This window comes from Trinickia sp. (assembly GCF_057351765.1).
The window spans coordinates 103,173-129,662 of record NZ_JBMRBK010000036.1; the positions used below are offsets into that span (position 1 = coordinate 103,173).

The 26,490-nt window shown below is 63.6% G+C and carries 26 protein-coding genes; 10 read left to right on the top strand and 16 right to left on the bottom strand.

From position 1 onward, the window contains the following. Positions 1-99: 99 nt before the first annotated feature. Both ACO1XS_RS08835 and ACO1XS_RS08840 read right to left on the bottom strand, forming a co-directional pair. A complete protein-coding gene (locus ACO1XS_RS08835; protein ID WP_486390467.1) occupies positions 100-1,299 on the bottom strand; it encodes an FAD-dependent monooxygenase in 1,200 nt (399 codons plus the stop codon). Beyond that, positions 1,292-1,891: a chorismate--pyruvate lyase family protein gene (locus ACO1XS_RS08840; protein ID WP_331574330.1), complete on the bottom strand. Its 600-nt coding sequence runs from the start codon at positions 1,889-1,891 to the stop codon at positions 1,292-1,294. The genes ACO1XS_RS08835 and ACO1XS_RS08840 overlap by 8 nt, the downstream gene beginning before the upstream one ends. A 385-nt stretch (positions 1,892-2,276) precedes the next feature. Between ACO1XS_RS08840 and kdpF the strand changes: the two genes are divergently transcribed. The 6 genes from kdpF to ACO1XS_RS08870 all read left to right on the top strand — a co-directional run bounded on the left by kdpF (position 2,277) and on the right by ACO1XS_RS08870 (position 10,532). Beyond that, the gene (gene kdpF / locus ACO1XS_RS08845; protein ID WP_331574356.1) at positions 2,277-2,369 is read left to right on the top strand and encodes a K(+)-transporting ATPase subunit F; all 93 of its coding nucleotides are present in this window, start codon (positions 2,277-2,279) and stop codon (positions 2,367-2,369) included. Further along, entirely contained in the window at positions 2,366-4,174 is a 1,809-nt protein-coding gene (gene kdpA / locus ACO1XS_RS08850; RefSeq protein WP_331574332.1) for a potassium-transporting ATPase subunit KdpA, read from the top strand. The genes kdpF and kdpA overlap by 4 nt, the downstream gene beginning before the upstream one ends. Positions 4,175-4,260: 86 nt before the next feature. After that, positions 4,261-6,387, top strand: a complete 2,127-nt coding sequence (gene kdpB, locus ACO1XS_RS08855) for a potassium-transporting ATPase subunit KdpB (protein WP_486390569.1) — start codon at positions 4,261-4,263, stop codon at positions 6,385-6,387. Between the two features lie 28 nt (positions 6,388-6,415). Further along, positions 6,416-6,997, top strand: a complete 582-nt coding sequence (gene kdpC, locus ACO1XS_RS08860; protein ID WP_486390468.1) for a potassium-transporting ATPase subunit KdpC — start codon at positions 6,416-6,418, stop codon at positions 6,995-6,997. Positions 6,998-7,040: 43 nt separating this feature from the next. Continuing rightward, complete coding sequence (locus ACO1XS_RS08865; protein ID WP_331574336.1) at positions 7,041-9,824, top strand: DUF4118 domain-containing protein; 2,784 nt, start codon at positions 7,041-7,043, stop codon at positions 9,822-9,824. 3 nt (positions 9,825-9,827) lie between these two features. Next, on the top strand, positions 9,828-10,532 hold the full coding sequence (locus ACO1XS_RS08870) for a response regulator (RefSeq protein WP_440558944.1): 705 nt from the start codon (positions 9,828-9,830) through the stop codon (positions 10,530-10,532). 63 nt (positions 10,533-10,595) lie between these two features. Here the strand turns inward: ACO1XS_RS08870 and ACO1XS_RS08875 are convergent, their stop codons facing one another. The 3 genes from ACO1XS_RS08875 to ACO1XS_RS08885 form a co-directional block, all read right to left on the bottom strand. Further along, complete coding sequence (locus ACO1XS_RS08875) at positions 10,596-11,921, bottom strand: MFS transporter (protein ID WP_414720355.1); 1,326 nt, start codon at positions 11,919-11,921, stop codon at positions 10,596-10,598. A gap of 182 nt (positions 11,922-12,103) precedes the next feature. Beyond that, the gene (locus ACO1XS_RS08880; protein WP_486390469.1) at positions 12,104-13,087 is read right to left on the bottom strand and encodes a hydroxymethylglutaryl-CoA lyase; all 984 of its coding nucleotides are present in this window, start codon (positions 13,085-13,087) and stop codon (positions 12,104-12,106) included. After that, positions 13,084-14,301 carry a CaiB/BaiF CoA transferase family protein gene (locus ACO1XS_RS08885; RefSeq protein WP_486390470.1) on the bottom strand — a complete coding sequence of 406 codons (1,218 nt, stop codon included), beginning with the start codon at positions 14,299-14,301 and terminating at the stop codon, positions 13,084-13,086. Before ACO1XS_RS08885 ends, ACO1XS_RS08880 begins: the two co-directional genes overlap by 4 nt. Before the next feature lie 206 nt (positions 14,302-14,507). On the opposite strand from ACO1XS_RS08885, the gene ACO1XS_RS08890 reads away from it, so the two are divergent. Then, positions 14,508-15,422: a LysR family transcriptional regulator gene (locus tag ACO1XS_RS08890; RefSeq protein ID WP_331574346.1), complete on the top strand. Its 915-nt coding sequence runs from the start codon at positions 14,508-14,510 to the stop codon at positions 15,420-15,422. Here ACO1XS_RS08890 and chrA read toward each other — a convergent pair. Together chrA and ACO1XS_RS08900 are read right to left on the bottom strand one after the other, a co-directional pair. Continuing rightward, positions 15,400-16,635 carry a chromate efflux transporter gene (gene chrA, locus ACO1XS_RS08895; RefSeq protein WP_486390471.1) on the bottom strand — a complete coding sequence of 412 codons (1,236 nt, stop codon included), beginning with the start codon at positions 16,633-16,635 and terminating at the stop codon, positions 15,400-15,402. The two genes, ACO1XS_RS08890 and chrA, sit on opposite strands and share 23 nt — an antisense overlap. A gap of 60 nt (positions 16,636-16,695) precedes the next feature. After that, a complete protein-coding gene (locus ACO1XS_RS08900) occupies positions 16,696-17,757 on the bottom strand; it encodes a DMT family transporter (RefSeq protein ID WP_331574350.1) in 1,062 nt (353 codons plus the stop codon). A gap of 141 nt (positions 17,758-17,898) precedes the next feature. Between ACO1XS_RS08900 and ACO1XS_RS08905 the strand changes: the two genes are divergently transcribed. From ACO1XS_RS08905 to ACO1XS_RS08915, 3 genes are read left to right on the top strand one after another with little or no spacing between them, the layout of a single operon-like run. Then, positions 17,899-18,876 (top strand): chromate resistance protein ChrB domain-containing protein, encoded by a 978-nt coding sequence (locus ACO1XS_RS08905; RefSeq protein WP_486390472.1) that lies wholly within the window; start codon positions 17,899-17,901, stop codon positions 18,874-18,876. Next, positions 18,873-20,057 carry a chromate transporter gene (locus ACO1XS_RS08910; protein WP_486390473.1) on the top strand — a complete coding sequence of 395 codons (1,185 nt, stop codon included), beginning with the start codon at positions 18,873-18,875 and terminating at the stop codon, positions 20,055-20,057. The genes ACO1XS_RS08905 and ACO1XS_RS08910 overlap by 4 nt, the downstream gene beginning before the upstream one ends. Further along, on the top strand, positions 20,057-21,115 hold the full coding sequence (locus ACO1XS_RS08915; protein WP_486390474.1) for a YncE family protein: 1,059 nt from the start codon (positions 20,057-20,059) through the stop codon (positions 21,113-21,115). The genes ACO1XS_RS08910 and ACO1XS_RS08915 overlap by 1 nt, the downstream gene beginning before the upstream one ends. Positions 21,116-21,151: 36 nt before the next feature. Here the strand turns inward: ACO1XS_RS08915 and ACO1XS_RS08920 are convergent, their stop codons facing one another. The 9 genes from ACO1XS_RS08920 to ACO1XS_RS08960 form a co-directional block, all read right to left on the bottom strand. Beyond that, on the bottom strand, positions 21,152-21,601 hold the full coding sequence (locus ACO1XS_RS08920; protein WP_331569472.1) for a DUF4148 domain-containing protein: 450 nt from the start codon (positions 21,599-21,601) through the stop codon (positions 21,152-21,154). Positions 21,602-21,800: 199 nt separating this feature from the next. Continuing rightward, on the bottom strand, positions 21,801-22,565 hold the full coding sequence (locus tag ACO1XS_RS08925) for an HAD family hydrolase (RefSeq protein ID WP_486390475.1): 765 nt from the start codon (positions 22,563-22,565) through the stop codon (positions 21,801-21,803). Between the two features lie 140 nt (positions 22,566-22,705). Then, on the bottom strand, positions 22,706-23,374 hold the full coding sequence (locus ACO1XS_RS08930; protein WP_331569478.1) for an RNA polymerase sigma factor: 669 nt from the start codon (positions 23,372-23,374) through the stop codon (positions 22,706-22,708). 16 nt (positions 23,375-23,390) lie between these two features. Next, on the bottom strand, positions 23,391-23,750 hold the full coding sequence (locus tag ACO1XS_RS08935) for a cupredoxin domain-containing protein (protein ID WP_331569468.1): 360 nt from the start codon (positions 23,748-23,750) through the stop codon (positions 23,391-23,393). Between the two features lies 1 nt (position 23,751). Then, positions 23,752-24,294, bottom strand: a complete 543-nt coding sequence (locus tag ACO1XS_RS08940; RefSeq protein WP_331569466.1) for a DUF4142 domain-containing protein — start codon at positions 24,292-24,294, stop codon at positions 23,752-23,754. Positions 24,295-24,438: 144 nt separating this feature from the next. Then, complete coding sequence (locus ACO1XS_RS08945) at positions 24,439-24,810, bottom strand: COG4315 family predicted lipoprotein (protein WP_486390476.1); 372 nt, start codon at positions 24,808-24,810, stop codon at positions 24,439-24,441. A gap of 139 nt (positions 24,811-24,949) precedes the next feature. Further along, positions 24,950-25,765 (bottom strand): anti-sigma factor family protein, encoded by an 816-nt coding sequence (locus ACO1XS_RS08950; protein ID WP_486390477.1) that lies wholly within the window; start codon positions 25,763-25,765, stop codon positions 24,950-24,952. Then, a complete protein-coding gene (locus tag ACO1XS_RS08955; RefSeq protein WP_331569460.1) occupies positions 25,762-26,283 on the bottom strand; it encodes a sigma-70 family RNA polymerase sigma factor in 522 nt (173 codons plus the stop codon). The genes ACO1XS_RS08950 and ACO1XS_RS08955 overlap by 4 nt, the downstream gene beginning before the upstream one ends. Before the next feature lie 47 nt (positions 26,284-26,330). Next, positions 26,331-26,480 carry a hypothetical protein gene (locus tag ACO1XS_RS08960; RefSeq protein WP_173259980.1) on the bottom strand — a complete coding sequence of 50 codons (150 nt, stop codon included), beginning with the start codon at positions 26,478-26,480 and terminating at the stop codon, positions 26,331-26,333. Positions 26,481-26,490: the final 10 nt, after the last annotated feature.

The following is a 26,490-nucleotide window of genomic DNA, read 5'->3' on the forward strand; positions in this document are numbered from 1 at the left end:
CGGCTCTACAGAAGCCGCCCATTTTTTGTTCGTTTGGCGTGGGGCTTGCGTAAGCGCCTAAGCGCCTAAGCGCCTAAGCGATATGCATCGACCGGCCTTTCATTCGATTTGCGTCGTCGGACGCTGGGACACCGCATACGGGCCGGAGTCGACGTATCGACGGCAGAATGCGAAATGCCGCGCGCCCCGCAGCGCAAGATGACGGACCGCGCGATGCAGCGGTGTGGCGGGAACGAGCACACGAAGCACTCTTCCCGTTGCATCGAGGTTGGCAACGGCGGCTTTCTGTCGCTCCGCGTTGTACCCGGGGAGCGAATAAATCGCGGTCTTATCCCCGATCGCGCGCGCCAGATGCGCGGCCAGCGCGCGCGCATCGCCAATGCCCGAATTGAGCCCTCGCCCGCCGAACGGGCTGAACTGATGCGCGGCATCGCCAGCCAGGAAGACCCGGCCCGCGCCGAATGTCTTCGCATGCGTATTGTTGAACTGATAGAGGCTCGTCCATAGCACCTCATAAGGGATATCCGGTCCGATGAGCGCGCGTATTTTCGTGTGGAGGCCATCGCCGTGGGTCAAGTCCTCGAGACGCGTAGTGGGCGCGACCTGCCAATCGAAGCGCCAGACCCCGTCGGGTTGCGGCAGCATAAAGGCCTGATAGCCTGGATTGCCGGGCGGGCTGTAATAAAAACGGCGCTCGTATTCGATGTTCAATTCGGCGCGAACATCGGCGATGAGAAAGCGGTTTTCGGATCGCCGGCCGATCAATTCGATGCCCAGGAGCTTGCGTATATTCGAATGTGCGCCGTCCGCGCCGACGACGAAATCCGCGACGAACTCCCGGCCCTCTTCTGTAACGACCACGACATGTCGCTCTGTTTGCCGCAAACCCGTCACGTGCTGATCGAAGACGACCGAGATGTGATCCGGATACTGCGTGCGCGCGGCATCCAGTAGCGCGCTGTCGGTTTCCTGTTGCGAGACGTTCACGAAGAGCGGGTAGCGCGCGTCCTTCGATTCCGGATAGGTTTCGCTGAAAAGAAGCCGATCTTTGTGGTAGGTCCGCTTCACACGCCAGGTGATACCGCGTGCGGCCAACCGCGCGCCCGTGCCGGGCGCCGCTGCGTCGAACGCTTCGAGCGTGTCGCGCAGCAACACGATGGCGCGCGATCCGGTTCGCAGGACGTCGGAGCCACGTTGCAGGACCGTCGAACGGATGCCTTGTCTTGCCAGCAGCAATGCGGTGGTCAGCCCGACAGGACCTGCGCCGACGATCAGAACCGGTGATGTCGGGCTATTCATCGACGCCCTCGAACAGGCCGCGCGGAAAGTACTCGGTAATGCGCATCAAAGGGCGGCCCGCCACGACGATGTGGTAGCTGCGATAGACGAGTTCCGTGGCGTCGAAGCATGCGTTCGGGCAAGGCGCTTCGTCGAGTGGGTGGATGCCCCAGTCGAGCAGTTCGCGGAACGACTCGATACGCGCCGAGCGCATCAACAAGCCGATGGGCAGCGTGCCTTGCATCAGCGGTGCCCGCAGCGGCGGCGGCAAGCGCGCATCGGCGATGCGAGACTCGGCATACACGAGATTGCGCTTGCTCAGCGCGGTTCGCAGCACGACCTCTCGCCGTGTCGTTGCTTCGTCTGGACCGAGGCTCATGGTGGCGCAGGCCGATACCGCATCGGCGCGCTCGGCGTGCTGTGCGAGCAGCACGGTCTCGATGCTTTCGCCGGAAAACGCGTCGAGCAGCAATGTCAACGTACCGTCGGTACTCAGCAAGGCCTTGGTGCGCGATCCCAGCGATTGCCATACCTCGTGCTTTGCGCGGTCTTGCTCCGTAGCGGTTGTGGCCGGGAGCGAAAAGAACCTCGCGTGTTCTGTGTAAACGGACATGCCAAACCCCTCGATGTAGGGCGACGCTTGCAGCGCGTGCCGTGAGACGGGGGCTCCATTGTTCAGTCTTTCGGGCACGCGAATGGCGGGACTTCCGTATGTTGCGATAAGCGTTCCGGGTATTCCTACGGAAATGCCCGAACGTCCGGCCGGTCTCTTCGGCGAGGGGAGAATCGTCTTTACGCGTTTTTTACGCCCCCGCCCCCAGTCTTGTCCCTGCCTTTACGCCCCCTCCTCTACGCTTCAGGCTGTCATGGTTCGTAAGCGAGACGAGAAGAATGGACTTGATCTATATCGCGGGGATTGCCCTTTTCCTGGCAATCACCGTTGGATTGGCGGCCGGATGCGAGAGGCTCGGTAACCGCGCCCCGGGAGGCCGGCCATGATGACCTGGATGATCTGGCTCGCGGCAGCCGCGACAACGTTGTTGTTCGCCTACCTCGTGTACGCGCTCCTCAGGGCGGAGGAACTCGAATGAATGCGAACGACCTGTTGCAGACCGCACTCTTCATCGTCACGCTGATCGCCCTGGCCTTTCCACTTGGCCGGTACATGACAGGCGTGCTCGACGGTTCGTCCATCGTCGTTCGCCGTATCGGTCGTCCCATCGAACGCCTGTTGTTCAAGCTTGCCGGCGTCGATGCCGATGCCGAAATGTCATGGAAGCGCTATGCGCTGGCCGTGCTGCTTTTCAACGCGCTGGGCGCGCTCGCCGTCTACGCGTTCCTGCGGTTGCAGTCATGGCTGCCCGCGAATCCGCAGGGTTTTGGCCCGATGACGCCCGATGCGGCATTCAATACGGCCGTGAGCTTCGTGACGAACACGAACTGGCAGAACTACACGCCGGAGGCCACAGCCAGTTATTTGACCCAGATGGCGGCGCTCACCGTCCAGAACTTCCTGTCGGCGGCGACCGGCATCGCTGTCGTGGTCGCGCTGATCCGCGGTTTCGCGCGGCACACGGCCCAGACCATCGGTAACTTCTGGGTCGACCTCACGCGCATCACGCTCTTCATCCTTGCGCCGCTTGCGATCGTCGTTTCGCTGGTATTCGTGAGCCAGGGCGCGATACAGAACTTCAAGGCCTACGAGGAGGTGTCGACCCTGCAGGTGACGACCTACCAGGCGCCGAAGACCGACGCGCAAGGCAACGCCCAGAAGGATGCGAAGGGCAACCCGATCATGCAGGACCGGCAGGCGGACAAGCAGACTCTCGCCATGGGCCCGGCCGCGTCGCAAGAAGCGATCAAGATGCTGGGCACGAACGGCGGTGGATTCTTCAACGCCAATTCTGCGCACCCGTACGAGAACCCGACGCCGTTATCGAACTTCGTGCAGCTGATCGCCATGCTCGTGATTCCCGCCGCACTGCCCATCGTGTTCGGCCGGATGATCGGCGATCGCCGCCAGGGCGTCGCGGTGCTCGCGGCCATGACGATTGCATTCGCACTCGCCTGCTGGGGTGAGATCAGTGCGGAGCAGGCCGGCAATCCGCTTTTCTCGACGTTATCGGTCGACCAACGTGCTTCGGATGGCCAGGCAGGCGGCAACGCGGAAGGCAAGGAGGTGCGATTCGGCATCGCTCAATCCGGCATTTTCACGGTGGCGACGACGGCCGCGTCGTGCGGCGCCGTCGACAACACCCACGATTCGTTGACGCCGATCGGCGGCTTCGTGCCGCTGTTGTTGATCGACCTTGGCGAAGTGGTCTACGGCGGCGTCGGCTCCGGGCTCTACGGCATGCTCGTCTTCGCCTTGCTCGCGGTGTTCGTCGCGGGCCTGATGATCGGCCGTACCCCCGAATACGTCGGCAAGAAAATCGAATCGTACGAGATGAAGATGGTCTCGATCGCGATCCTGCTCACCCCGTTGCTCGTGCTCGTCGGCACTTCCATCGGCATACTCTCGCCGCTCGGTACGGCCGGGATTGCCAATCCGGGCCCGCACGGCTTCTCGGAAGTGCTCTACGCGTTCAGCTCCGCCGCAAATAACAATGGCAGCGCGTTTGCCGGGTTGACGGTCAATACCCCGTTCTACAACGTGCTGCTCGGGATCGCGATGTGGTTTGGCCGCTTCGGCACCATCGTGCCCGTGCTCGCCATTGCAGGATCCCTCGCCAACAAGAAACGCATCGCCGTCACGCCCGGCACGCTGCCGACGCATGGGCCGCTCTTCGTCGTGTTGTTGCTCGGCACGCTCGTGCTCGTCGGTGCGCTGACCTATGTGCCCGCGCTGGCGCTCGGCCCTATCGTCGAACATCTGATGATGATTTCGGGCCATTGATCTCGAGGAAAAGCATGACAACAATCAATCCAACGCCTGCGCATCGCCCGGATAATCAGGGGCAAACGCGCACGGCCGCGCGCGCGATGTTCGATCCCGCGCTCCTCAAGCCGGCCATCGTCGATTCGTTCAGGAAACTCGGGCCGCACACGCAGTTGCGCAACCCCGTGATGTTCTGCGTCTATGTCGGTAGCATTCTGACGACCGTGCTATGGATCGCGGCTCTGGGCGGGCAGGCCGAAGCGCCCGCCGGCTTCATACTGGCCGTCGCACTCTGGCTCTGGTTCACGGTGCTGTTCGCCAACTTCGCCGAAGCGCTCGCGGAGGGACGCTCGAAAGCCCAAGCCGCGTCATTGCGTAGCGCGAAACACAACGTCACGGCGAAGAAGCTCAACGAGCCGCATCCGAAGTCGCCCATCCGCATCGTGACGTCGACCGATCTTCGCAAGGGCGACGTCGTGCTCGTCGAGGCCGGCGATACGATTCCGGCCGACGGCGAAGTCCTCGACGGCGTGGCTTCCGTCGACGAATCCGCGATCACGGGCGAGTCCGCCCCTGTCATCCGCGAGTCGGGTGGCGATTTCTCGTCCGTCACGGGCGGCACGCGCGTGCTGTCCGACTGGATCGTCGTGCGGGTCAGCGTCAATCCCGGCGAGGCGTTCCTCGACCGGATGATCGCCATGGTGGAAGGCGCGAAGCGGCAAAAAACGCCGAACGAGATCGCGCTCACGATTCTGCTCGTCGCGTTGACGCTCGTGCTGCTGCTTGCCACGGCGACGCTCCTGCCGTTCTCGCTTTTTTCCGTCGCGGCGATGAACTCGGGCAGCGTCGTGACGATCACTGCGCTCGTTGCCCTGCTCGTCTGCCTGATTCCGACGACGATCGGCGGGCTGCTCTCCGCCATTGGCGTGGCCGGCATGAGCCGCATGATGCAGGCCAACGTCATCGCGACGTCCGGCCGGGCGGTCGAAGCCGCGGGCGACGTCGATGTCCTCTTGCTCGACAAGACAGGCACGATCACGCTCGGCAACCGGCAAGCATCGGCATTCGTGCCGGCGCCGGGTATCACCGAGCACGAGCTCGCCGATGCGGCACAGCTTGCATCGCTCGCCGATGAAACGCCGGAAGGCCGCAGCATCGTCGTGCTCGCGAAGCAGCGGTTCAATATCCGCGAGCGCGACATGGCCCAACTGCAGGCGACCTTTCTCGGCTTCACGGCGCAAACGCGGATGAGCGGCGTCGATCTGCATCCGAAGACAACGCGCGCCGGGACGCCCCCCGATGGGACTTCCTTCGGGGCGCCCAGTCGCGAAATCCGCAAAGGCGCGGCCGATGCGGTGCGCAAGTACGTCGAGGAAAGCGGCGGCCGGTTTGCCCAGGAAGTGAGCAAGGCAGTCGACGATATCGCACGGCGCGGCAGCACGCCGCTCGTGGTCGCGGAAAAGACCGGCGGCGAGAATGCCAGCGGAGCCGCCCGCGTGCTCGGTGTCATCGAGTTGAAGGACATCGTCAAAGGCGGTATCAAGGAGCGTTTTGCCGAATTGCGCAAAATGGGCATCAAGACCGTGATGGTGACCGGCGACAACCGGTTGACGGCCGCGGCGATCGCGGCCGAAGCCGGAGTCGACGATTTTCTCGCCGAGGCGACGCCCGAGACGAAGCTCGCGACGATCCGCGCGCACCAGACCGAAGGCCGGCTCGTCGCGATGACGGGCGACGGGACCAACGACGCTCCGGCGCTCGCCCAGGCCGACGTGGCAGTGGCGATGAACACCGGCACGCAAGCGGCGAAGGAAGCCGGCAACATGGTCGATCTCGATTCGAATCCGACGAAGCTGATCGAGATCGTCGAAATCGGCAAGCAAATGCTGATGACCCGCGGTTCGCTGACGACGTTCTCGATCGCGAACGACATCGCGAAGTACTTTGCGATCATTCCGGCTGCGTTTGCGACGACCTACCCCCAGCTGCGCGTGCTCGACGTGATGCATCTGACGTCGCCCGCGTCGGCCATTCTCTCCGCGGTCATCTTCAATGCGCTCATCATCGTTTTCCTGATTCCGCTCGCGCTGAAAGGCGTGACGTATCGCGCGCTTGGCGCAGCCGCACTGCTGCGCCGCAATCTGCTGATCTACGGGCTCGGCGGCATCATGCTGCCGTTCCCGTTCATCAAGCTGATCGACATGTTCCTGGCCGCGATGGGCTGGGCCTGAACCGAATCCCTTTCTTATTCGATCGATCATGAAAAACCTGTTGCGACCGACGCTCGTGCTATTTGCAGCGATGACACTGATCACGGGTATCGCCTATCCGGTCATCGTCACGGCGATAGGCCAGGCGGTATTTCCTCGTCAGGCGAATGGCAGCATCCTCGAGAGAGACGGCAAGCCGGTCGGCTCCGAATTGATCGGCCAGCAGTTCGATGCGCCCGGTTATTTCTGGGGACGGTTATCGGCCACCACGCCGAACCCCTACAACGCTCAGAACTCCGGCGGCTCGAACCTGGGACCGACGAATCCCGCGCTCGCCGACGAAGTGAAGGGAAGGATCCTCGCGTTGCATGCAGCCGATCCGACGAATACGGCACCGATTCCCGTCGATCTCGTCACCTCGTCGGGCAGTGGTCTCGATCCCGATATCTCGCCGGCAGCCGCGGCATATCAGGCGTCCCGGGTGGCAAAGGCGCGCGGCCTGACGCTCGATCAGGTGTATCGCGCGATCGAGCAGAACACGTCCGGCCGGCAGTTCCTCGTGCTGGGCGAGCCGCGCGTGAACGTACTACGGCTGAATCTTGCACTCGATCGAATTCAAACCATGCATTGATTAGGCTAAGCTCGCATATGGCCCATTCCCGCAACGAGGCACTATGGAACGTCCCGATCCCGACGCGCTGCTCGAAAAAATTCAGCGGGACGAAGAAAAGCGCAGTCGCGGCCGGTTGAAGATATTCTTCGGCGCCTCCGCCGGCGTCGGCAAAACGTACGCGATGCTGCAGGCGGCGAGGCGGCGCCGCGACGAAGGTGTCGACGTGGTCGTCGGCGTCGTGGAGACGCACGGCCGCAAGGAAACGGTAGGCCTCATCGAAGGGCTCCAGGTCATCCCTCCCGCAACGATCGAGTATCGCGGGCACCAGTTGTCCGAGTTCGATCTCGATGCGGCGCTCGCGCGCAAGCCCGGGCTGATTCTCGTCGACGAGCTCGCGCATTCCAACGTGCAGGGCTCGCGGCACATGAAGCGCTGGCAGGACGTGTACGAGCTGCTGGACGCCGGCATCGACGTCTATACGACCGTCAATGTTCAGCATCTCGAGAGCCTGAACGATATCGTCGGACAGATTACCGGTATCCGTGTATGGGAAACCGTGCCGGACCGCGTGTTCGATCTCGCCGACGACGTGACGCTCGTCGATCTGCCGGCGGATGAATTGCTCGAACGCCTGCAGGAGGGCAAGGTCTACCTCCCGCGTCAGGCGGAGCACGCGGTCCGGAATTTCTTCCGCAAGGGCAACCTGATCGCGCTGCGCGAACTGGCCTTGCGCCGCACGGCTGACCGCGTGGACGCCCAGATGCGGGAATATCGCGCCGATCAATCGATCGAGCGTATCTGGCAAGCGCGCGAGCGCATCATCGTGTGTGTCGGCGCGGGCCCCGAGAGCGCGACGCTCGTGCGCGCCGCCGCGCGGCTCGCGGCAAGTCTCAAGGCGGACTGGCTTGCCGTCTATGTCGAAACGCCAAGACTGCAGCGTCTGCCCGATGCGATCCGCAAGCGAACGCTCGATGCGTTGAAGCTCGCCTCCGAGCTCGGCGCCGAAACGGTAACGCTGCAGGGAGAAGACCCGCCGAAAACGCTGATCGCCTATGCGCGCATGCGTAATGTGTCGAAGCTCGTGGTAGGTGCATCGCCTGCTTCCGGCTGGTCCGCATGGCTGCGTCGCTCGACCGGGGAGCGGTTGATCGGCGCCGCACGCGACATCGACGTGACACTCGTGAACTCGGGCGCCGTACGCGAACAAGCCGAGCGTCGCGAGTCAGCTGCACGTTTCGCTGGCCTGGGTGCCGAGGTACAGCGTTCGAAGCCCTCGTCGTATCTGTACGCGATCGGTCTGTGCGCGGCCATCACCGTCATCGCCAGCCAGGCGCTCGGGCGGGTCTCGCTCGCCAACCTCGTCATGCTTTACCTGCTCGGCACGATTTTCACGGCGGCCCGGCTCGGGCGCGGACCGGGCGTGCTGATTTCGTTTCTCGGCGTCGCCTCGTTCGACTTCTTCTTCGTGCCGCCGCACCTTTCGTTCACCGTATCGGATACACAATACCTGCTGACGTTTGCGGTCATGCTGGCCACTTCCCTGACGATCAGTCACCTCACTGCGAGCTTGCGCGGGCAGGCGCGTATCGCGAACCTGCGCGAGCGCCGCACCGGCGCGATGTTCGCCATGACGCGGGAACTCGGTGCCGCGCTCGCTACGGTCCAGATCATCGAAACCGGCTCCCGGCACGTGGCCGAAGTCTTCCAGGCACGCGTCGCGATTCTTTTGCCGGACAGCAACGAGAGCGTGCGGCCCAAGATCGAGAACCCGGACCCCGCCGTCACGCTCGCCGAGGCCGAGATCGACAAGGACATCGCGCAGTGGGTCTACGATCAGCAAAAGCCAGCCGGGCACGGCACGGACACGCTCCCGGCCACGAGTGCGCTTTACTTGCCGCTCAAGGCGCCCATGCGCACGCGCGGCGTCATGGCGCTGGTTTCGCCGCGCATGGAGGATCTCCAGGTCCCCGAGCAGCGGCGGATGATCGAGACGTTCGCCGCACAGATTGCGCTGGCGCTCGAACGTGTGCACTACGTCGAAATCGCCCAGGACGCGCTGGTCAATATGGAGTCCGAAAGATTGCGAAATTCCCTTTTGTCGGCCATTTCGCACGATCTGCGTACGCCGTTGACGTCCATCGTCGGCTTTGCGTCCATGCTGGCCGCAGAGCCCGGCGGAGCCAAGGTCGACGAGGCACGTTCGTTCGAGCTTGCCGAGGCCATTCACGACGAGGCGCTGCGCATGACGGGCGTCGTCACCAATTTGCTCGACATGGCTCGCCTGCAGGAAGGCAGCATGAAGATCAATCGTCAGTGGTCGTCGATCGAGGAAGTCATCGGCTCCGCGCTTGCCGCGTGCCGGCGTATACTCGCGGGCCGGCCGATCCGCACGCGTGTGCCTGCGGACCTGCCGCTCATCGAGCTCGATGCGGTGCTCGTGGAGCGGCTCTTCGCCAACCTCTTCGAGAATGCCTCGAAGTACACGCCGGCCGGCTCGCCGATCTGCGTGGTGGCGTCGGTCCTGCATGAAGGCGACGAGCGTTACGTCAAGGTCGAAGTCCAGGATGACGGTCCGGGCTTGCCTGTGGCCATGGCGTCGCGCATATTCGAGAAGTTCACGCGCGGCGAAAAGGAATCCGCGAAGCCGGGCATCGGCCTCGGTCTTGCAATCTGCCGCGCGATCGTGGAAGCCCACGCAGGCAAGATCGGCGCCATGAATCGCATCGCGGCGGACGGTACGGTGCTCGGTGCGACGTTCTGGTTCATGTTGCCTGCGAACGAGACGCCGCTGGAGGGTTTGCCCATCGAAGGTCTCGATGCTACGCCCGGCGATAGGAACGGATAACTCATGTCGGAACCCGCCATCACCGTACTGCTTATCGAAGACGACAGCCGCATCCGCCGCTTCGTACAGGCGTGCCTCGAAAGCGAGGCGATGCGCATGCTCGACGCCGAGTCCGGGCGCCGAGGGTTGTCGCTCGCGGCGAACGCGCGGCCGGATCTCGCCATCGTCGATCTGGGTTTGCCGGACATCGATGGTGTCGATGTGATCCGGCGTCTGCGGGAATGGTCCTCGATGCCGGTCATCGTGTTATCGGCGCGTACGCGCGAGGAGGAGAAAGTCGCCGCGCTCGATGCGGGCGCGGACGATTTTCTGACGAAGCCGTTCGGTGCTGCCGAGCTGTTGGCGCGCATTCGCGCGCACCTGCGGCGGCATAATCGCAATGCAAATGGGGCATCTGAAACATCCAAAGCGCGCTTCGGCGACGTAACGGTCGATCTGGAGTTGCGGACCGTCGAGCGCGACGGCGCCGCCGTGCATCTCACGCCGATCGAGTATCGCTTGCTGCTCTTGCTGATACGGCACGCAGGCCGTGTGTTGACGCACCAGCAATTGCTAAGAGAGGTCTGGGGCCCCGCGCGCACCGACAACGCACACTACTTGCGCATTTATATGCGCAACCTCCGGCACAAGCTCGAGCGCGATCCGACGCAGCCTCAGCACATCATCACGGAGACAGGAGTCGGCTACCGGCTCACGGGAATGAACTGACGTCTTCTCTGCCTCGCGTTCGACGAACCGACAGATCGTATGCGGCGCGTCGCCGACACATCGTCAATGGCTGATCTTTTCGAGCGCGAGCCCGCGCGTCGCAGGTCCCAGCAAAATCGCGGCAATCCCGACGAGCATCGACGTCCCGATGAACGCCGCGACGCCGGGCACGCCGTAGCCGTGCAGCAGGATTCCGATCGCGAGCCCCGCGAATGCCGCGGCGAGACGGCTCCATGAGTAGACGAAGCCGACCGCACGCGCGCGTATCCGCGTCGGATACAGTTCAGCCTGGTAGCCATGGTAGGCAAACGACATGACGTTCGATGCCAGCGTGAACAGCACGCCGAGCGCAATCAGCAGCGCCGGAGATGACGCCTGCGAGAACAGCACGATCACGACGCCCATCGCTGCAAGGCTCGCCACGATTTGCGTCTTGCGCTCGAACTTGTCGGCAAACCATACCCCGAGCAGCGGTCCGAACGGGTTGGCGATCGCGATCACGAACGCGTAGGCAAGACTCGACGTCACGTGCACGCCGCGGCTCACGAGCAGCGTTGGCACCCAGGCGGCGAATCCATAAAAGCCGATCACCTGCGCCATGTTGAACACCGACATGATCACCGTGCGTTTCCGATAGGGAGGCCGCAGCGCTTCCATAAGCGATCCGCGCCCTTCTTTCTCGGGCTGCGCCGGTTGCGGGGCGCTTAGCGCGATGCCACGTTCGGCCGCCACGCGACGTTCGATGTCTGCGACGATCCGCTCCGCTTCTTCGACGCGCTGATGACGCGCGAGCCAGCGCGGGCTTTCCGGGATGTTGCGCCGCAAGAACCAGACCGCCACGGCACCGAGCGAGCCGACCAACACGACCACGCGCCAGTAATCGAGCCCGAACGGCCGCATGTCCTTCAACGCGAACGCGAGAAACGCGACCACCGGCACGGCGGAGAACGTAACGACCTGGTTCACGGCATAGGCGCGACCGCGCTCCCGGCTCGGGATCAACTCGGAGATGTAGGTATCGATGGTGACCAACTCGATGCCGAGTCCGACACCCGCGGCAAAGCGCCAGACGTTGAGCCAGAGCCCTGTCGTCTGGAACGCCATGATCGTCGTGCAGACGACGTACCAGATGAGGGACCACGTGAAGATCATCCGTCGCCCGCACCGGTCGGCAACTTGTCCGAACGCGAGCGCGCCGACCCAGAGTCCCATGAACGTCGAAAACACGAAGGTTCCGAAGCCGGCGACCTTCAGTGGGCCAAGCGCCGAAAAGAATCCGAGCGATTCGGGCGTGAAGAGTCCGGAGCGGGCCATCCCCGGCGCGACATAGCCGGTGAAGAACAAGTCGTAGAATTCGAAAAACCCGCCAAGCGAGATCAGGATCACCATCGTCCAGACGGTACGCGAGGGTGGCAGGCGGTCGAAGCGCGCGGCAATTTCCGCGGACTTCTGCTCAGGTAACGAGGCTTCTCTTTTCATGTCTCCTCCGATTTGGATGGGCATCGGCGACCTCGATCGGATCGCCGGTAGGTTTTCGCCCGCATTCGCGATGCGCCGATGAGAGCGCGCTGTCAACTGCCGGTGCTACGTTCGAGCGCGCGCTGAACGATCGCGTCGTAATCGGCGGGTCGCGGATGCAGATCGAGCCGCTGTCCCGACTTGACGAGCTGGCTCGGCGTGTCATGCCCGAGCATTCCGGGCAACTGGCGCGAAATCGCGAGCAACGCATCGAGATCGACACCCGTGTCGTATCCCATCAGTTCGAGCGCATGCACGATCTCTTCGCTGCACACGTTGCCGCTCGCGCCCGGTGCGTAGGGGCAGCCGCCGATTCCGCCCAACGATGCGTCAAAGCGTGTCGCCCCGGCATCGATGGCGGCAAGAACGTTGGCCAGCCCCATGCCGCGCGTGTTATGAAAATGCAGCGTGAGTTCGGTGGCCGGCCAGCGCGTACAGAACGTCTGCGTCAAGGCCGCGACCTGGCTCGGGTAGGCCATGCCCGTGGTGTCGCACAGCGTGACACTGCGCGCATGGGCTTCCTCGACGAAGCGTCCAGACCACTCGAGCACCGTATCCGCGGGCACATCGCCCTCCATCGGGCAGCCAAAGGCACACGACAGCGAAACGTTGACGGCCACGCCGGCCCCGTGCGCAAGACGCGCGACCTGGAGCAATCCTTGCCAGGATTGCTCGCGCGTCATCCGCAGGTTCGAGAGGTTGTGGCTTTCGCTCGCCGACATGACGAGGTTGAGTTCGTCGGCCCGCGCCTCGATGGCGCGTTCGGCACCGTGCACGTTCGGCACCAACGCCGTGTACACGACGCCCGGACGCCGCTCGATGCCCCGCAGCACGGCATCGGCGTCGCGAAGCGAGGGAATCGCCCGAGGCGAGACGAATGCCGTGACTTCGATCTTGGCGACGCCCGTGAGCGAGAGCGCGTCGACCAACGCGATCTTCCGATCGGTTGTCACGAACGCGCGTTCCGACTGCAAACCGTCGCGCGGCGCGACCTCGTGCAGATAAATGCGTCGATGATTCCCTTGCCAGCTCTTCATGCGATCGCCCCTTGTTCACGCAGCGTGCGGATCATGTCGTCGGTCAGGCCGGCCTCTCTCAACACAGCCTCCGTGTCGTCTCCGAGCCGCGGCGCGGCCGAACGAACTGCGCCCGGCGTGCCGGTCAGTTTCGGCACGATGCCGGGCACGGCGAGTTCGTAGCCTTCCCGCGTCGTTTGCCGCAGGATCATGTCCCGCGCCCGATAGTGGGGATCCTCCGCGATGTCCTTGGCCGTATAGATTTTGCCGGCCGGTACGCGCGCGGCCGATAGCGTATCGAGCACCTCCTGCGACGTGCGCGACGCTGTCCATGCGCCGATCGCCTCGTCGAGTTCGTCGACACGCGCAACGCGCCCCGCGTTGTCGGCGAGCGACGGATCGGCGGCCAGATCGTCGCGGCCAATGACGCTCATCAGGCGCCGAAAAATGCTGTCGCCGTTACCGGCGACGAGCACATAACCGTCCGTGCAGCGATAGGCGTTCGATGGTGCAATACCGGGCAACGCGCTGCCCGCCGCTTCGCGCACGGCGCCGAACGCGCTGTATTCCGGAATCAGACTCTCCATGACGTTGAATACGGCTTCGTGCAGCGCCACGTCGATCACCTGCCCTTTTCCGCCGCGAGCGTCGCGATGGTAAAGCGCCATCAAAACGCCGATCACGCCGTGCAGTGCCGCCAGCGTGTCGCCGATCGAGATGCCGCACCGCACCGGCACGCGCGCGGGCTCACCGGTGAGGTGCCGCAGTCCGCCCATCGCCTCGCCTATCGAGCCGAAGCCCGGCAAGTCCCGGTAGGGTCCGCTTTGGCCGTACCCCGAGATGCGCAGTATGATGAGACCCGGGTTGATCTCGCAAAGCGCTTCATAGCCCATGCCCCAGGCCTCGAGCGTACCGGGCCGGAAGTTTTCGATGAGCACGTCGGCCTGTGCGATCAGCGCGCGTGCCACTTCCTGCCCTTGCGCGCTGCGCAGATCGAGTGCAATGGAGCGCTTGTTACGCGATTGCACCTGCCACCAGACCGACGTACCGTCTTTCATGAGGCGCCAGTTGCGCAGCGGATCGCCCGCGCCGGGCGGTTCGATCTTGATGACGTCGGCGCCGAATTCACCGAGTGTCTTGCCGGCGAATGGCCCCGCAATCAACTGTCCCATTTCGATGACCCGGATGCCATCGAGTGCTGCCGGTGAAATGGAAGTCGATGGTTGACCGCTCATTGGCCTATCTCCCCTGAAGTCCTGGCTATTTCGATTGCAGGCGATTATGCGAGCCCGCCCAACTCGGCGGAATGTCACAGTCGCGCATCCAGCTTTCGCGAAACGCGAAAGCCGATTCAGGGTCTTCCCTAACCGCTATCGGGGGATGAAGAGCGATATTGCATAATGCTCGGCACGGTAAATCGGTTACCGACTTACGCCCGATCATGAATCTGCACCGCCTGGATCTCGTCTCGCTCTCGTTGTTCAGCCTGGTGGTGCGCAGCGGTAGCATCAGCAAGGGCGCGGCACTGGCGCATCTCGCGGTGGGCGCTGCAAGCAAGCGGATCGCGGACCTCGAAGCCGCGCTGGGTGTCGCCCTCTTCGAGCGTCATTCCCGCGGGATCGTACTGACGGCGGCCGGCACCGCGTTACAGCGGCACGCGCAACGCATTCTCAACGATGTGGACGTGTTGAGCGCGGATCTCTCGGACTACGCCGCGGGCGTCGTCGGCGTGGTGCGGCTTTGGGCCAATACCTCGGCGGTCACGCAGTTCCTGCCGGCCGAGATCGCCGCTTTCACGGCGGCCAATCCGCAAATCCGCATCGAACTCGAAGAGCAGAACAGCGACCGCGTGGCGACGGCCGTCTTCGACGGTGAAGCGGACTTCGGCATTCTTGCGGAATCGACGCCCCTGCTGGGCCTGCAGACCGTCCCTTATCGGCACGATCAGTTGGTGCTCGTCGTGCCGAACGGCCATGCGCTTGCCGCCCACCGATCGATCTCGTTCGACGAGGCACTCGAGTACGACTTCGTCAGCCTTTCACGGGGTACCTCGCTGGCCAAACGGCTCGAACACGCCACGGAATCGATCGGTCGGCGGCTGAAGCTGCGCATTCGCGTGCGCAGCTTCGACGCCATGTGCATGATGGTCGCGGCCGGGCTCGGCGTCGCCGTGCTGCCCGCGGCGGCCGTGCGGCCGTATTTGCGCTCGATGGGCTTGCGCAAGATCGAGCTTGCCGAAGAATGGGCGCACCGTGCACTGCTCATCTGTGCGCGGGACCTCGCTGTCTTGCCCAAGCCGGCTCGGTTGCTCGTGACGCACCTCACGGGGTCCGTCAATGCGGGAGTACTTCGATAACGCCCGCTACCGCGCAAAGTAGTACGACAACGAGCGGCGGCACTTTCCAGCGTGTCAGCAAAAAGAAGCCAACCGTGGCAATCGCGAAATCGGCCCCCGAATGAACGGCACTCGTCCAGACGGGCGAGTACAACGCCGTCGCCAGCAGCCCGACCACCGCGGCATTGACACCCGCGAGCGCTGGGGCCATCGACGGATGCGCGCGAAGCGCTTGCCAGTAGGGCAACGCAGAAAGGACCAGCAGCAGGCCCGGCAAGAAGATGCCGGCCGTTGCCAACAACGCGCCCCAGCCATGACCGGGCGTGCCGGTCATGATCCAGCCGAGAAAGGCGGCGAACGTGAAGAGCGGGCCCGGGACGGCCTGAGCGGCGCCATAGCCCGCCAGAAAGTCGTTCGACGATACCCAGCCCGTCGCGACTGTTTCGTGTTGCAGTAGCGGAAGCACCACGTGGCCGCCACCGAAGACCAGCGCGCCGGAGCGGTAAAAGGCGTCGAATATGCGGATGGCGTGCGTCGAATCGACCGCCGCCCATGCCGGCAGCCCGAAAAGAAACGCACAAAACAGTATCAGCGCGATTGCCCCTACGGTGCGCGACACGTGGAACTCGCGCGCGTGTCGACCCATGCCCGCCATGCTCTCCGAGGCGGAAGCTCTGCACAACACCATGCCAAGGCATGCCCCGAGCACGATCACAATCAACTGCGCATAGGCGGTGGTCAGGACGGCAAGAATCGCTACGGCGATCAACGCGACAGCAGCGCGGCGATGGTCGGGACATAGGCGGCGCGCCATGTCCCATACCGCTTGCGCCACAACGGCTACCGCAACGAGCTTGAGCCCATGGATCAGGCCGCTGCCGAGCGGACCGCCCAGTGACGGGGCAACGAGGGCGAAAGCGATCAACAACGCGATCGAGGGCAGCGTGAAGCCGCACCATGCGGCAAGGGCGCCGCGCCATCCCGCACGAAGCAAACCGATCGAGAATCCCACCTGACTGCTCGCGGGCCCCGGAAGAAATTGGCAAAGGCCGACGAGATCGGCGAACGTCGCATCGTCGAGCCACCGGCGCCGCTCGACGAACTCCCGACGGAAGTACCCGATGTGGGCGACAGGGCCGCCGAACGACGTCAGCCCCAGCCTCAGAAAAACCGACAGAACCTCGAGTGCGGAGTGCGCGCGGCTCGCGTGCGACTTCGATATGCCTGCTTCCATAAACCCTTTGACGTGATGAGCGTGCGCACTGACGACGATTTTTCTGCCGCGCGAGAGCGCCTAGTGCTGATGGCGGTGGTGGATGTCCGGGAAATGCGCGTGCGAGTGCGTAATGGGCAAATGAACATGCGGATGGGTATGCGGTTCGTCGCCCGCATACGGGAAGTCGTGCTCGTGCCGATGGTGTTCGTCGTGGCGGTGCCGATGAGTGTGCTCGAGGAAGTCGTGGTTATGCTCATGTTCATGGCGCTCGCGCACGTGCAGCCAAACGCCAAGCGCCATTAGCGCTGCCGCGATCCAGAACGATACGGAAGGTAACTCAGGCCATAGCACGAGCGAAAGCGCAACCCCGAAGAGCGGAGCAACCGAGAAGTACGCTCCTGTCCTCGCAGTCCCGAGGTGGCGGAGCCCAACGACGAACAGGACGAGGCTCACGCCGTAGCCGGCCAGTCCCGTGAGCATCGCAGCGCCGACGATGCCCACGGCCGGCAGTGCCGCTCCCGTGGCAAAGGCGATGGCGAGATTCACAGGGCCCGCGATCAAGCCCTTCAGACAGGCAATCACCATCGCATCGTTTGCGGACACCTTGCGTGTCAGGTTGTTGTCGATCGCCCAGCACAAACAGGCACCGACGATCAGCAGCGCCCCGACGGGAACCGCTACCTGACCCGGGTGCCACGACAGCAGCATGCCTCCCGCGACGATAGCCACCATCCCGAGGAACACCTGAAGGTCGACGTTCTCGCGGAAGACGACCCATGCGATGACGGCGGTCAGCACGCTTTCGAGATTCAGTAGCAAAGAACTGGTCGCCGCAGACGTGCTCGCCAGCCCGAGCATGAGCAGCGCGGGTCCCACGACACCGCCGGTCACGATCGCGCCCATGAGCCACGGCAGTTCGGCTTTCTGGATTCGATGGCTGGCACTCGCCTGGGCATCGGCCCGTCGGAGCCTCAGAGCGACGATGCCCATGCCGAGCCCGACGCCGCTGCCGAGGTAAAAGAGACCCGCCACCATGAAGGGTGACATCGAACCAAGAAGCGCTTTGGCGATCGGGGTGGCGGCGCCGAACAGCGCCGCGGCGGCGAGCGCGACGAACACTGCGCTGAGTCTTGAATTCATCGGAATGAGGTGGTTGGAATCGGCGCGCGCGGCGCCTATGCGCGCAGTTTAACGAATCGGGATCGCTGAATCGACAAGGGTTACGGACCGGGGCACGAGTTAAACTTGTATCAATATTAACGTCTGTGTAGGATACTCTACATGGATACACCGCTGATGTGGTCTCTGCTCATACTGACGCTGCCCACCGAGAACGCGACAGCGCGCATGCGTTTTTACCGCGCGCTCAAGGCAAAAGGCTGCGCCGTCCTGCGCGACGGCGTCTATCTCTTGCCCTATAGCGACGGCCACGAAGACATGTTGCGCGAGCTGGCCGACGCCATCGCCGAGAGCGGCGGCACCGCCCACCTGCTGCGCGCGCCGAGCCTCGATGCGTCTCAGGAACAGGCGTTCCGCGCGTTGTTCGACCGCGAAAGCGACTACGACGCGTTCATCCAGTCGCTGGCGGAGGCGCGCAGAACCATCGAGGGTCAGTCGGCGACTGAATTGACGCGTTTGCTGCGACGCATGCGCAAAGATTACGAGACCATTCGGGCAATCGATTACTTCCCGGACGATGCCGCCACCCGCGCCGAAGTCGCGTGGCAGGACCTCGTCGCGCTCGTCGATACCGTGCTCTCGCCCGGTGAGCCACATCCTGCCGAACACCCCATCCGCCTCCTGTCACGCGATCAGTACCGGAGCCGTATCTGGGCCACGCGCCGACGAATGTGGGTGGATCGCGTGGCCAGTGCCTGGCTCATTCGGCGCTTCATCGATTCCGATGCGCGCTTCGTATGGCTGACATCGCCGGACGAATGCCCGGCCGATGCACTCGGTTTCGACTTCGACGGCGCGGCGTTCACGCATGTGGGCGAGCGGGTCACCTTCGAGGTCCTGCTCGCGAGTTTCGGCTTGGACCAGGATCCGGCCCTGCTGCGACTGGGCGAAATCGTGCATGCGCTCGACGTGGGCGGGCCGGCCGCCCCCGAAGCAGTCGGATTCGAGGCGGTGATGTCGGGCACCCGCCAGCGCGTGGACGACGACAATCAATTGCTCGAGCAGATGGGGGCGGTATTGGACGCGCTCTATACGCATTTCGCGGCGAGCGCCGAAAAAGACATTGGGAGAGGTTCGTGAGCACGGTGGCCACTGCAGCACCGACCTATACATTGGTCCAACTCGTCAGATACATGTTGCGGCTCGGCACGCTCGGCTTCGGCGGCCCGGTGGCGCTGGCCGGTTACATGCGCCGCGACCTCGTCGAACGGCTCGGCTGGATCACCGAATCGGACTACAAGGAGGGCCTGGCACTCGCGCAGCTCGCGCCTGGGCCGCTCGCCGCGCAACTGGCCATTTATCTCGGTTATGTGCATTACCGAATTCTCGGCGCAACGCTCGTGGGGTTTGCATTCGTCCTACCCTCGTTTTTGATGGTGGTGGCGCTGGGCTGGGCCTACGCGCACTTTGGCGGCCTATCGTGGATGCAGGCGGTGTTCTATGGCGTGGGTGCCGCCGTCGTCGGCATCATCGCCATGAGCGCCTATAAGCTCACGATCAAGACGGTCGGCAACGACAAGCTCCTGTGGGCGATCTTTCTGACGCTCGCCATCGTCACGTTCGTCACGGAATCCGAGATCGCGTGGCTGTTCATCGCCGGCGGACTGATTGGTTGGCTCTGGCGCGCTCCGCCGAAATGGTTGCATAAGGGCGGTATCCATGCGATCGCAGCGGCGAATCTCCCTGCGGGGGCCAGCGTCGTTTCCGGCTTCGATTGGCCACTGCTTGCGCAGCTCGGGGGCTTTTTCATGAAGGCCGGCGCGTTCGTGTTCGGATCGGGCCTTGCGATCGTGCCGTTCCTTTACGGTGGTGTCGTGACCGAGCACCATTGGCTCAACGACAAGCAGTTCGTCGATGCAGTCGCCGTCGCGATGATCACACCGGGGCCGGTCGTCATTACGGTCGGCTTTATCGGTTATCTCGTCGCCGGCCTGCCCGGCGCTTTCGTCGCGGCATTCGGCACGTTCCTGCCGTGCTATCTGTTCACGGTGATCCCGGCACCGTACTTCAAGAAGTACGGCCACCTGCCCGGCGTGAAAGCGTTCGTGGACGGTATTACGGCAGCAGCGGTCGGCGCCATCGCGGGCTCCGTGATCGTGATTGCCAAGCGTTCGATCGTCGATGTGCCTACCCTCCTCATTGGCCTCGCGACGATCGCCCTGCTATGGCGCTTCAAGAAACTTCAGGAACCGGTCGTGGTCGGTGCGGCCGCCCTCGTGGGTCTTGTGGTTTATCCGCTCGTTCATTCCCACGCCTTCTGATGCCGCCCCTTGCGCGAACGAACAGGCTGGCTGGCTCGCGCCGGTGCCTCGTGCTGCTTTTTGGCCTATGTGTGACGCTGGTCGGCGCAGGCCTGCCTGCGGGGAGCACCTCGGCCGCGGCAGACAAGCCGTCGATGGGCGATCTGCCGCTCGAGCACGTGGTTGACATTCGACTACCCGGTCGGACGACCCGTCTCGATTATGAAAGTTACGATCCCACCCGGCGCCTGCTTTTTGTCGCGCACCTCGGCGATGGCGAGGTGATCGTCTTCGACGTCGCTTCATCGCGCGTACTCGGGCGCGTTGGCGACGTCTCGTCGGTACACGGTGTGCTTGTCGTTCCCGAGCAGTCTCGCGTGTACGCTTCGGCCACCGGAACGAACGAAATCGTCGCAATCGACGAAGCCACGCTAAAGATCGTCGCGCGTATACCGGGCGGTCGCTACCCCGACGGCATGGCCTATGCCACTGACGCGCACAAGCTTTACGTGTCGGACGAGACTGGCGAAACGGAGACGGCGATCGACACTCGGACCGAACGGCGTGTGGCGACGATCCAGCTCGGCGGCGAGGTCGGCAACAGCCAGTATGACCCGATATCGCGTCATATCTTCGTCAATGTGCAGACACGCAATGAGCTCGTCGAAATCGATCCAGCGACGGATCGCGTGATCTCCCGCGTCCCTCTGACGGGCGCAAAAGGCAACCACGGATTATTGATCGACGCCCAGGATCGCATCGCGTTCATCGCGTGCGAGGGAAATGACAAGCTTTTGGTCTTCGACATGGGTTCGAAGCGCGTTCTCCAATCGTTCGACGTCGGCAGCGCCCCGGACGTGCTGGCGTTCGACACGGCATCGAGGACGTTGTACGTCGCGGGAGAGGCAGGCGTCGTCTCGATGTTCAGCGTGAAAGGCGCCGAAGTGAAAAAGATCGGCGAAGGCCGGGTCGGACCGAATGCACATGTCGTCGCGGTGGATCCGGCGACCCACCGCGCCTATTTCCCGCTCAAGAATGTCGACGGACACCCCGTATTGCGGGTCATGGAGGCGCGGTAAGCGACCGGGGCAGATCGTATCCGCCCGGCTCGAAATTCAACGCCCGTAAAAGGCCGAGCACTCCGGTCCGACGGCGCAAGCCCGCCGCGCGGTCATGCCGGCATCCGCTGGCGAGCCCGCTTCCGATTTCCCGGCAGCAACACCGCCCATGGATTCGCTGCTCTGATCAGACGTTGCCGCGTTTGTCGGCGTATCCCCGCTCATCGCTTTCATCGGAGCATCCGACTGCGCGAGGGTCGTATGCCGCTGATCGACGACGCGCTGCGCCGCCTGCAAATTGTCGGGATAGTGGTACCAGTCGCGCGGGTTGTAGCCCGCACCGACAAGCTCCTCGAGTTGTGCTCTGACGCTCGCGCGGGTAATCTGCGCGTGCGACGCGTCGTTACTCTGGGCGACGGCAGGTAGTGCGAAGACGGCTGCACCGAGCGCGAACATAGGCGCGACGAGCGCAGAACGCAGCGACGCAGTGCGAAATGAAGGTTTCATGGTGGGACTCCGGTCGTCGTGGTAACGACGACATGATGTTTGGATCATCGCGGTCCTTCGATCGGACTGCGACCCGCAGCGTTCGGGCTCTGGGAGATGCACGCCAGCCACGATCGGCTGGCGTCATGGGCTTGACTGCGCTGCTTGCTTGTTAATTCGCCGGCCTATGCGCCGCGGTTACAGTCACGCCGTGAAATTCTCAAAGCGCAACCCGCGCTCGGCATTCGAGCCATCGCCGTAGTAGAGCCAAGTCGACATATCGCTGCGTTGCATCGGCCAGCGGCTCGGGCACGGGGTCGTCCGGTTCGCCGAGATGCGAAACCACCGCCAATGCGTCGACGAAACGATGCTGGCGCGTGTAGGTTGTCGGTGTGATCACCGTGGGTATGCCAGCCGCCGCGGCCGCTCGGGCACCGTTTTCGGAATCCTCGAACGCGATACAGCGGCCGCCATCCAATCCGAGCGCATCGAGCACCCCGAAATAAACATCGGGAGCAGGCTTTTTCACCGGCGTAGTCGACCCATCGCAAATGACAGCGAAGCGTTCGCGCCAATTCGCCCCGAACGGCGCGACGAGCAAGGCATCGATATTCGCAGGTGTGGTCGTCGTGGCAATGGCGACAGGCACACCTGCCGCATTCGCCTCGGCGATCAGCCGCGCGATACCCGGGCGCAGCGGCAATGCTCCCCGGCCGACGCGCTCGGCGTAGTGCTTCGTCTTGAGCGCATGCAAAGCTGCCACGGTTTCCGCGGCTTTGGCGCCGTTCGCCTCTTCAGGCTCGATGCAGCGCCAATAACGAAGGATGCGTTCCTTGCCGCCCGCCACATCGAGCAGCCGCGTGTACAGCGCGTCGTCCCAGTACCAATCGAGCCCAGCCTCGGCGAACGCCACGTTGAACGCATCGCGGTGAGCGCTCTCCGTGTCGGCAAGCGTCCCGTCGACATCGAAAATCAAGGCGTCCATGCGCGTCTCCTGTCGTGGCCCGGCCCGAGTAAACGCCACCAAGCATAGACAGCCACGCGCTCATAGGGAATTCACGATTTCTTTGGGCATCGTTAAGCAACCCTGAATGTATCGGCGGACGCGGGGCCGGATCGAGCGTACTAACGATCGATCTTCGCGAGCACCGCTTCGACGATACGGTCGCAGCGGGCGCCTCCGAACGAGAACACCTCCCCCTCGGCAAGATCGAGCGCTCTCGCCAGCGATTCGCGCAGCATGCTGCGCGCGCGGAAATGGCGCGAACGGACCGTCGCTTCCGGGATATCCAGGTACTGGGCGGTCTCCTCGACGCTGAGCTCCTCCACGCAGCGCAGCACGAAAACGACGCGATATGCCTGTGGCAAGGCGTCGAGCTTGCGTTCGAGCAGTGCGCGGATTTCACTGCGTTGCAATGCTTCGTCAGGGGCATCCGCGCCCTCCGTGTCGGCCATGTCATGCTCCGTTCCGTCGCTGTCCGTCATGCTGAACATCGGCGCCACGTTGTTCCGGCGCGCCTGGCGCCGTTGCCGCCCCATGCACTCGTTGAGCACGAGGCGCGACAGCCAGGTTGCAAGCGATGCCTGCGCACGATATCCGCCGATTGCCTTGTAGGCGGCCAGATAGGCTTCCTGCAGCGCATCCTCGGCCTCGGCGTCGTCGCGCAAGACGGCTCGCGCGAGACGGTAGAGCCGCCGGTTGTGGTGTCGCATCATCTGAACGAACGCTGTGCGATCGCCGGCGGCGATCAGCCGCGCGAGCGCGGCATCGTGCTGCCGCCCGAGCGCCGACATCAATACCGTTTCGGCGTCACTTCGTGTTGCGCCGTTCATGTCCTTTCTCCACGATGAGGGTCGCTTTCATTGTCGGATGAAGTGTGCACCTGTAAGAATAGGTGCCAGGAGCCCGCGCGACATAGCGCCACCGATGGCCCGGTTCGATCGTTCGGGAATCGAAACGGCCCGTGGCGGTGGCGGTATGCGCGACGAGATCCTTGTTCACCCATACGATTTCGTCGCCCGCCTCGGCGGTGACCGACGCAGGCGAAAATTGCATCCCCTCGATCGTCACGATATGTTCCGCTGCCAGGGCTGAGTGCGCGCCGAGCAACACCCACGCCGAAACAGCGGCACATATTGCGGCGCGAGCGAGCCGTGCATTCGAGGACATGTCATTCCCCGTTGTTCGCCAGCTCGGTCTGAAGCTGCCGCGCGTGCTCGAGATGAGCGACGAAGGCTGGCCGAACCTTGACGAGCAACGCCTTCAGGTCGGCATTTTGCGCGTCGGGAATCAGTGTCTTGTCGATCGCGTCGAGCACCGCCTCGTGATAGGCCACTTCGTGATCGACATAAGCTTTGTCGAATGCGGCGCCTTTGAGCTTCTTCAGCTTCGTGAGGTTTTCGTCGCCGCCTTGCTTCAACGCGCGGCTGGTGGAATTGTCCTCCGGCGTCACGTTGAGCCGGTGGACGAGATCGACCGCCGATTTATTGACGCTGCTGTGGTCGGTCACCATCAGATGCGCAAAGCTTTTGACGTCCTTGTTATGGCTTCGCGCGCCGGCGAGCTTTCCGGCATCGATATCGACCTGGTTTGCCGTCACGACGATCGCGGCGATTTGCGGATCCGTCGGAGCGGCGGCGGCTTGCTGGGCGTGCGCGTCGATCGCCAGCAGCGAGAAAACAGCGAGTGCCACGGCGCATGGGATGTGCTTCATCTTGGGTCTCCGGGTGAGCGGACAGCGACATTCGGCTCGATGAGCCGATTCGCCGTCCATGCGCCGATAGATGTCCTATCCGATCGGCGCGTTCCCATTTTTTTTTGAGGACGACCCGTCCCGCGCGCCAGCGGCACGCGCGCGTCAGGGTTTGGCGATATGCCAGACGCCTTTGACGCCGTCGCCGTTCTTGTCGCCGGGCTTGGCGTCTTTCGTGAAGCGATACAGCCGGTGCCCGTTGTAGGCCCATTGTTGCTTGCCGTCCGCGGTCTTTACAAGCGTCCAGTTGCCGCTCGCTTTGTCGTAGTCGTCCGCTTTCGCTGCGGGCCAGATGGTCGCGCATTGGTCTTTGCATGCGCTCGCACCGTCCGCCGCCTTCGCGTCCCCATCGAAGGTATAAAGGGTCATGCCGTCTTCGTCCACGAGCATGCCGTTGGCTGTTTTCGGTTGTTCGGCAAGTGCTGCAACAGGAATGGCGCATGCCACGGCGGCAACGCAGGCGAGGGATTTGATCATGTTGTTCTCCGTTCGATTGCAAAGCTCATGAGTGGAATCGGCGAATGCCGGCTGCATATCATTTGCATCCGATGTTCGCAATCCATGCGATAAACGGATTCGATAGCGCCGCTATTCCATGCGCCGTCAATTTATCTGGTCATTGCCACGATTCGGGCTTGCCGCCGAGCGCGCTGCAAACTTCGATCGCGATCGCGCGCAGCTTCGCCTCGGATATCGGGCCGGACAATGCGTACCCGAGGTGATCGCTGACCCAATAGAACGTGCGGCGATCGCCGTCGCGCAACAGCCTGAACGCCGTTTCATCAGTGGGAATGCGCGTGACATAAAGCGTGAGGCGCGCACCCGAGGCACTCTCGTACATGAACTGTGCGGCCGGCCCCGCTTCGCCCGGCAACAGACGTCCGCCGACGAGCGAGTAGCCATACTCCCGGAGCGACGGCACGGACAACTGCTTGCCGAGCCGTTTCGACAGCCAGCTCATCAGATGCGCCTCGTCGCCCGCCCCGACTTCGACCGGATGACGGACTTCCGGCGCATAGACGGCATACGCGATATCGGCACGACGCGCGAACGTCGCCGGCTCCTGATGCCGTCGCAGCTCGGGCATCAATGTACTGGCCATGACACCGATGGCGATCCCAGCGGCCAGCCAGCCCGCGGCAAGTGCCATACGCCGCCGCCACGCGGTGCGCGCGCGCAGCACGATTACCGGAGCGGCGCCCTCTTCCGGCGCGTTGCACAGGGCGCGGAGCGCCGCTTTTTGGGCTCGCCATGCGGCCACGCGTGCCTTTGCTTCGGGATCGCGCTCGAGTGCCGACAGCACCGCTGCACGATGCGTTTCGTTCAGCTCCCCGTCGACGAACGCGCCGAGCATCTGCGAATCGATGCCCGCTTCACCTGCTTTGTCCGCTTTGCCCGCTTCCGGCCCGGAGTCGCGATGGTCGTCGTTCATGGCTTGTTTCTCACAACTTTGAGGGGCGCCGGCTTATGCGCCGGCCCCACGTCGAGCAGCATCCGCATGTGCTCCCGCGCACGCGAAAGCCGGGACATGACGGTGCCGATCGGTATATCCAATACGTTCGACGCTTCCTGATACGTCAGTTCTTCGACACCGACGAGCAGGATCACTTCTCTTTGCTCCATCGACAGGTGATAGAGCGCCTGCTGGACATCGCGCAGGACCAGACCGTCGACCTCGCCGCGCGGCGCCTCGAGGTTGCGCCAGGGCGCGCTTTCGTCGTCCACCGCGATCTCGCGCCGCGCACGCAACTGGTCGATGTACAGGTTTCGAAGGATCGTGAAGAGCCACGCGCGCAAGTTGCTCCCCGGCTCGAACGCCTTGCGGCGAAGGAGCGCGCGTTCGGCCGCGTCTTGCACCAGATCGTCGGCCCATGCGGCATCGCCCGTCAACGCGCGCGCGTAGCGGCGCAGTTGCGGCAGCTTGCCGATGACGTCGGCTTCGAAGCTCACGCGTGCGTCACCGCGTGTCGCGCGGTCTTCATGGCGTACACCGGCGATCAATAACCGCCGCTACCGCTGCCGCCCGAGCTCGACGCGCCGGTCGAGCCCATCGAACCGTCGGTGGTCGAGCACGCGGTGGCCGACAAGGATGCCAGCGCCAGAACGAGCATCGTGAAGACTGCGGGGAGAAATTGACGGATTTTCATCTTCGGCTCC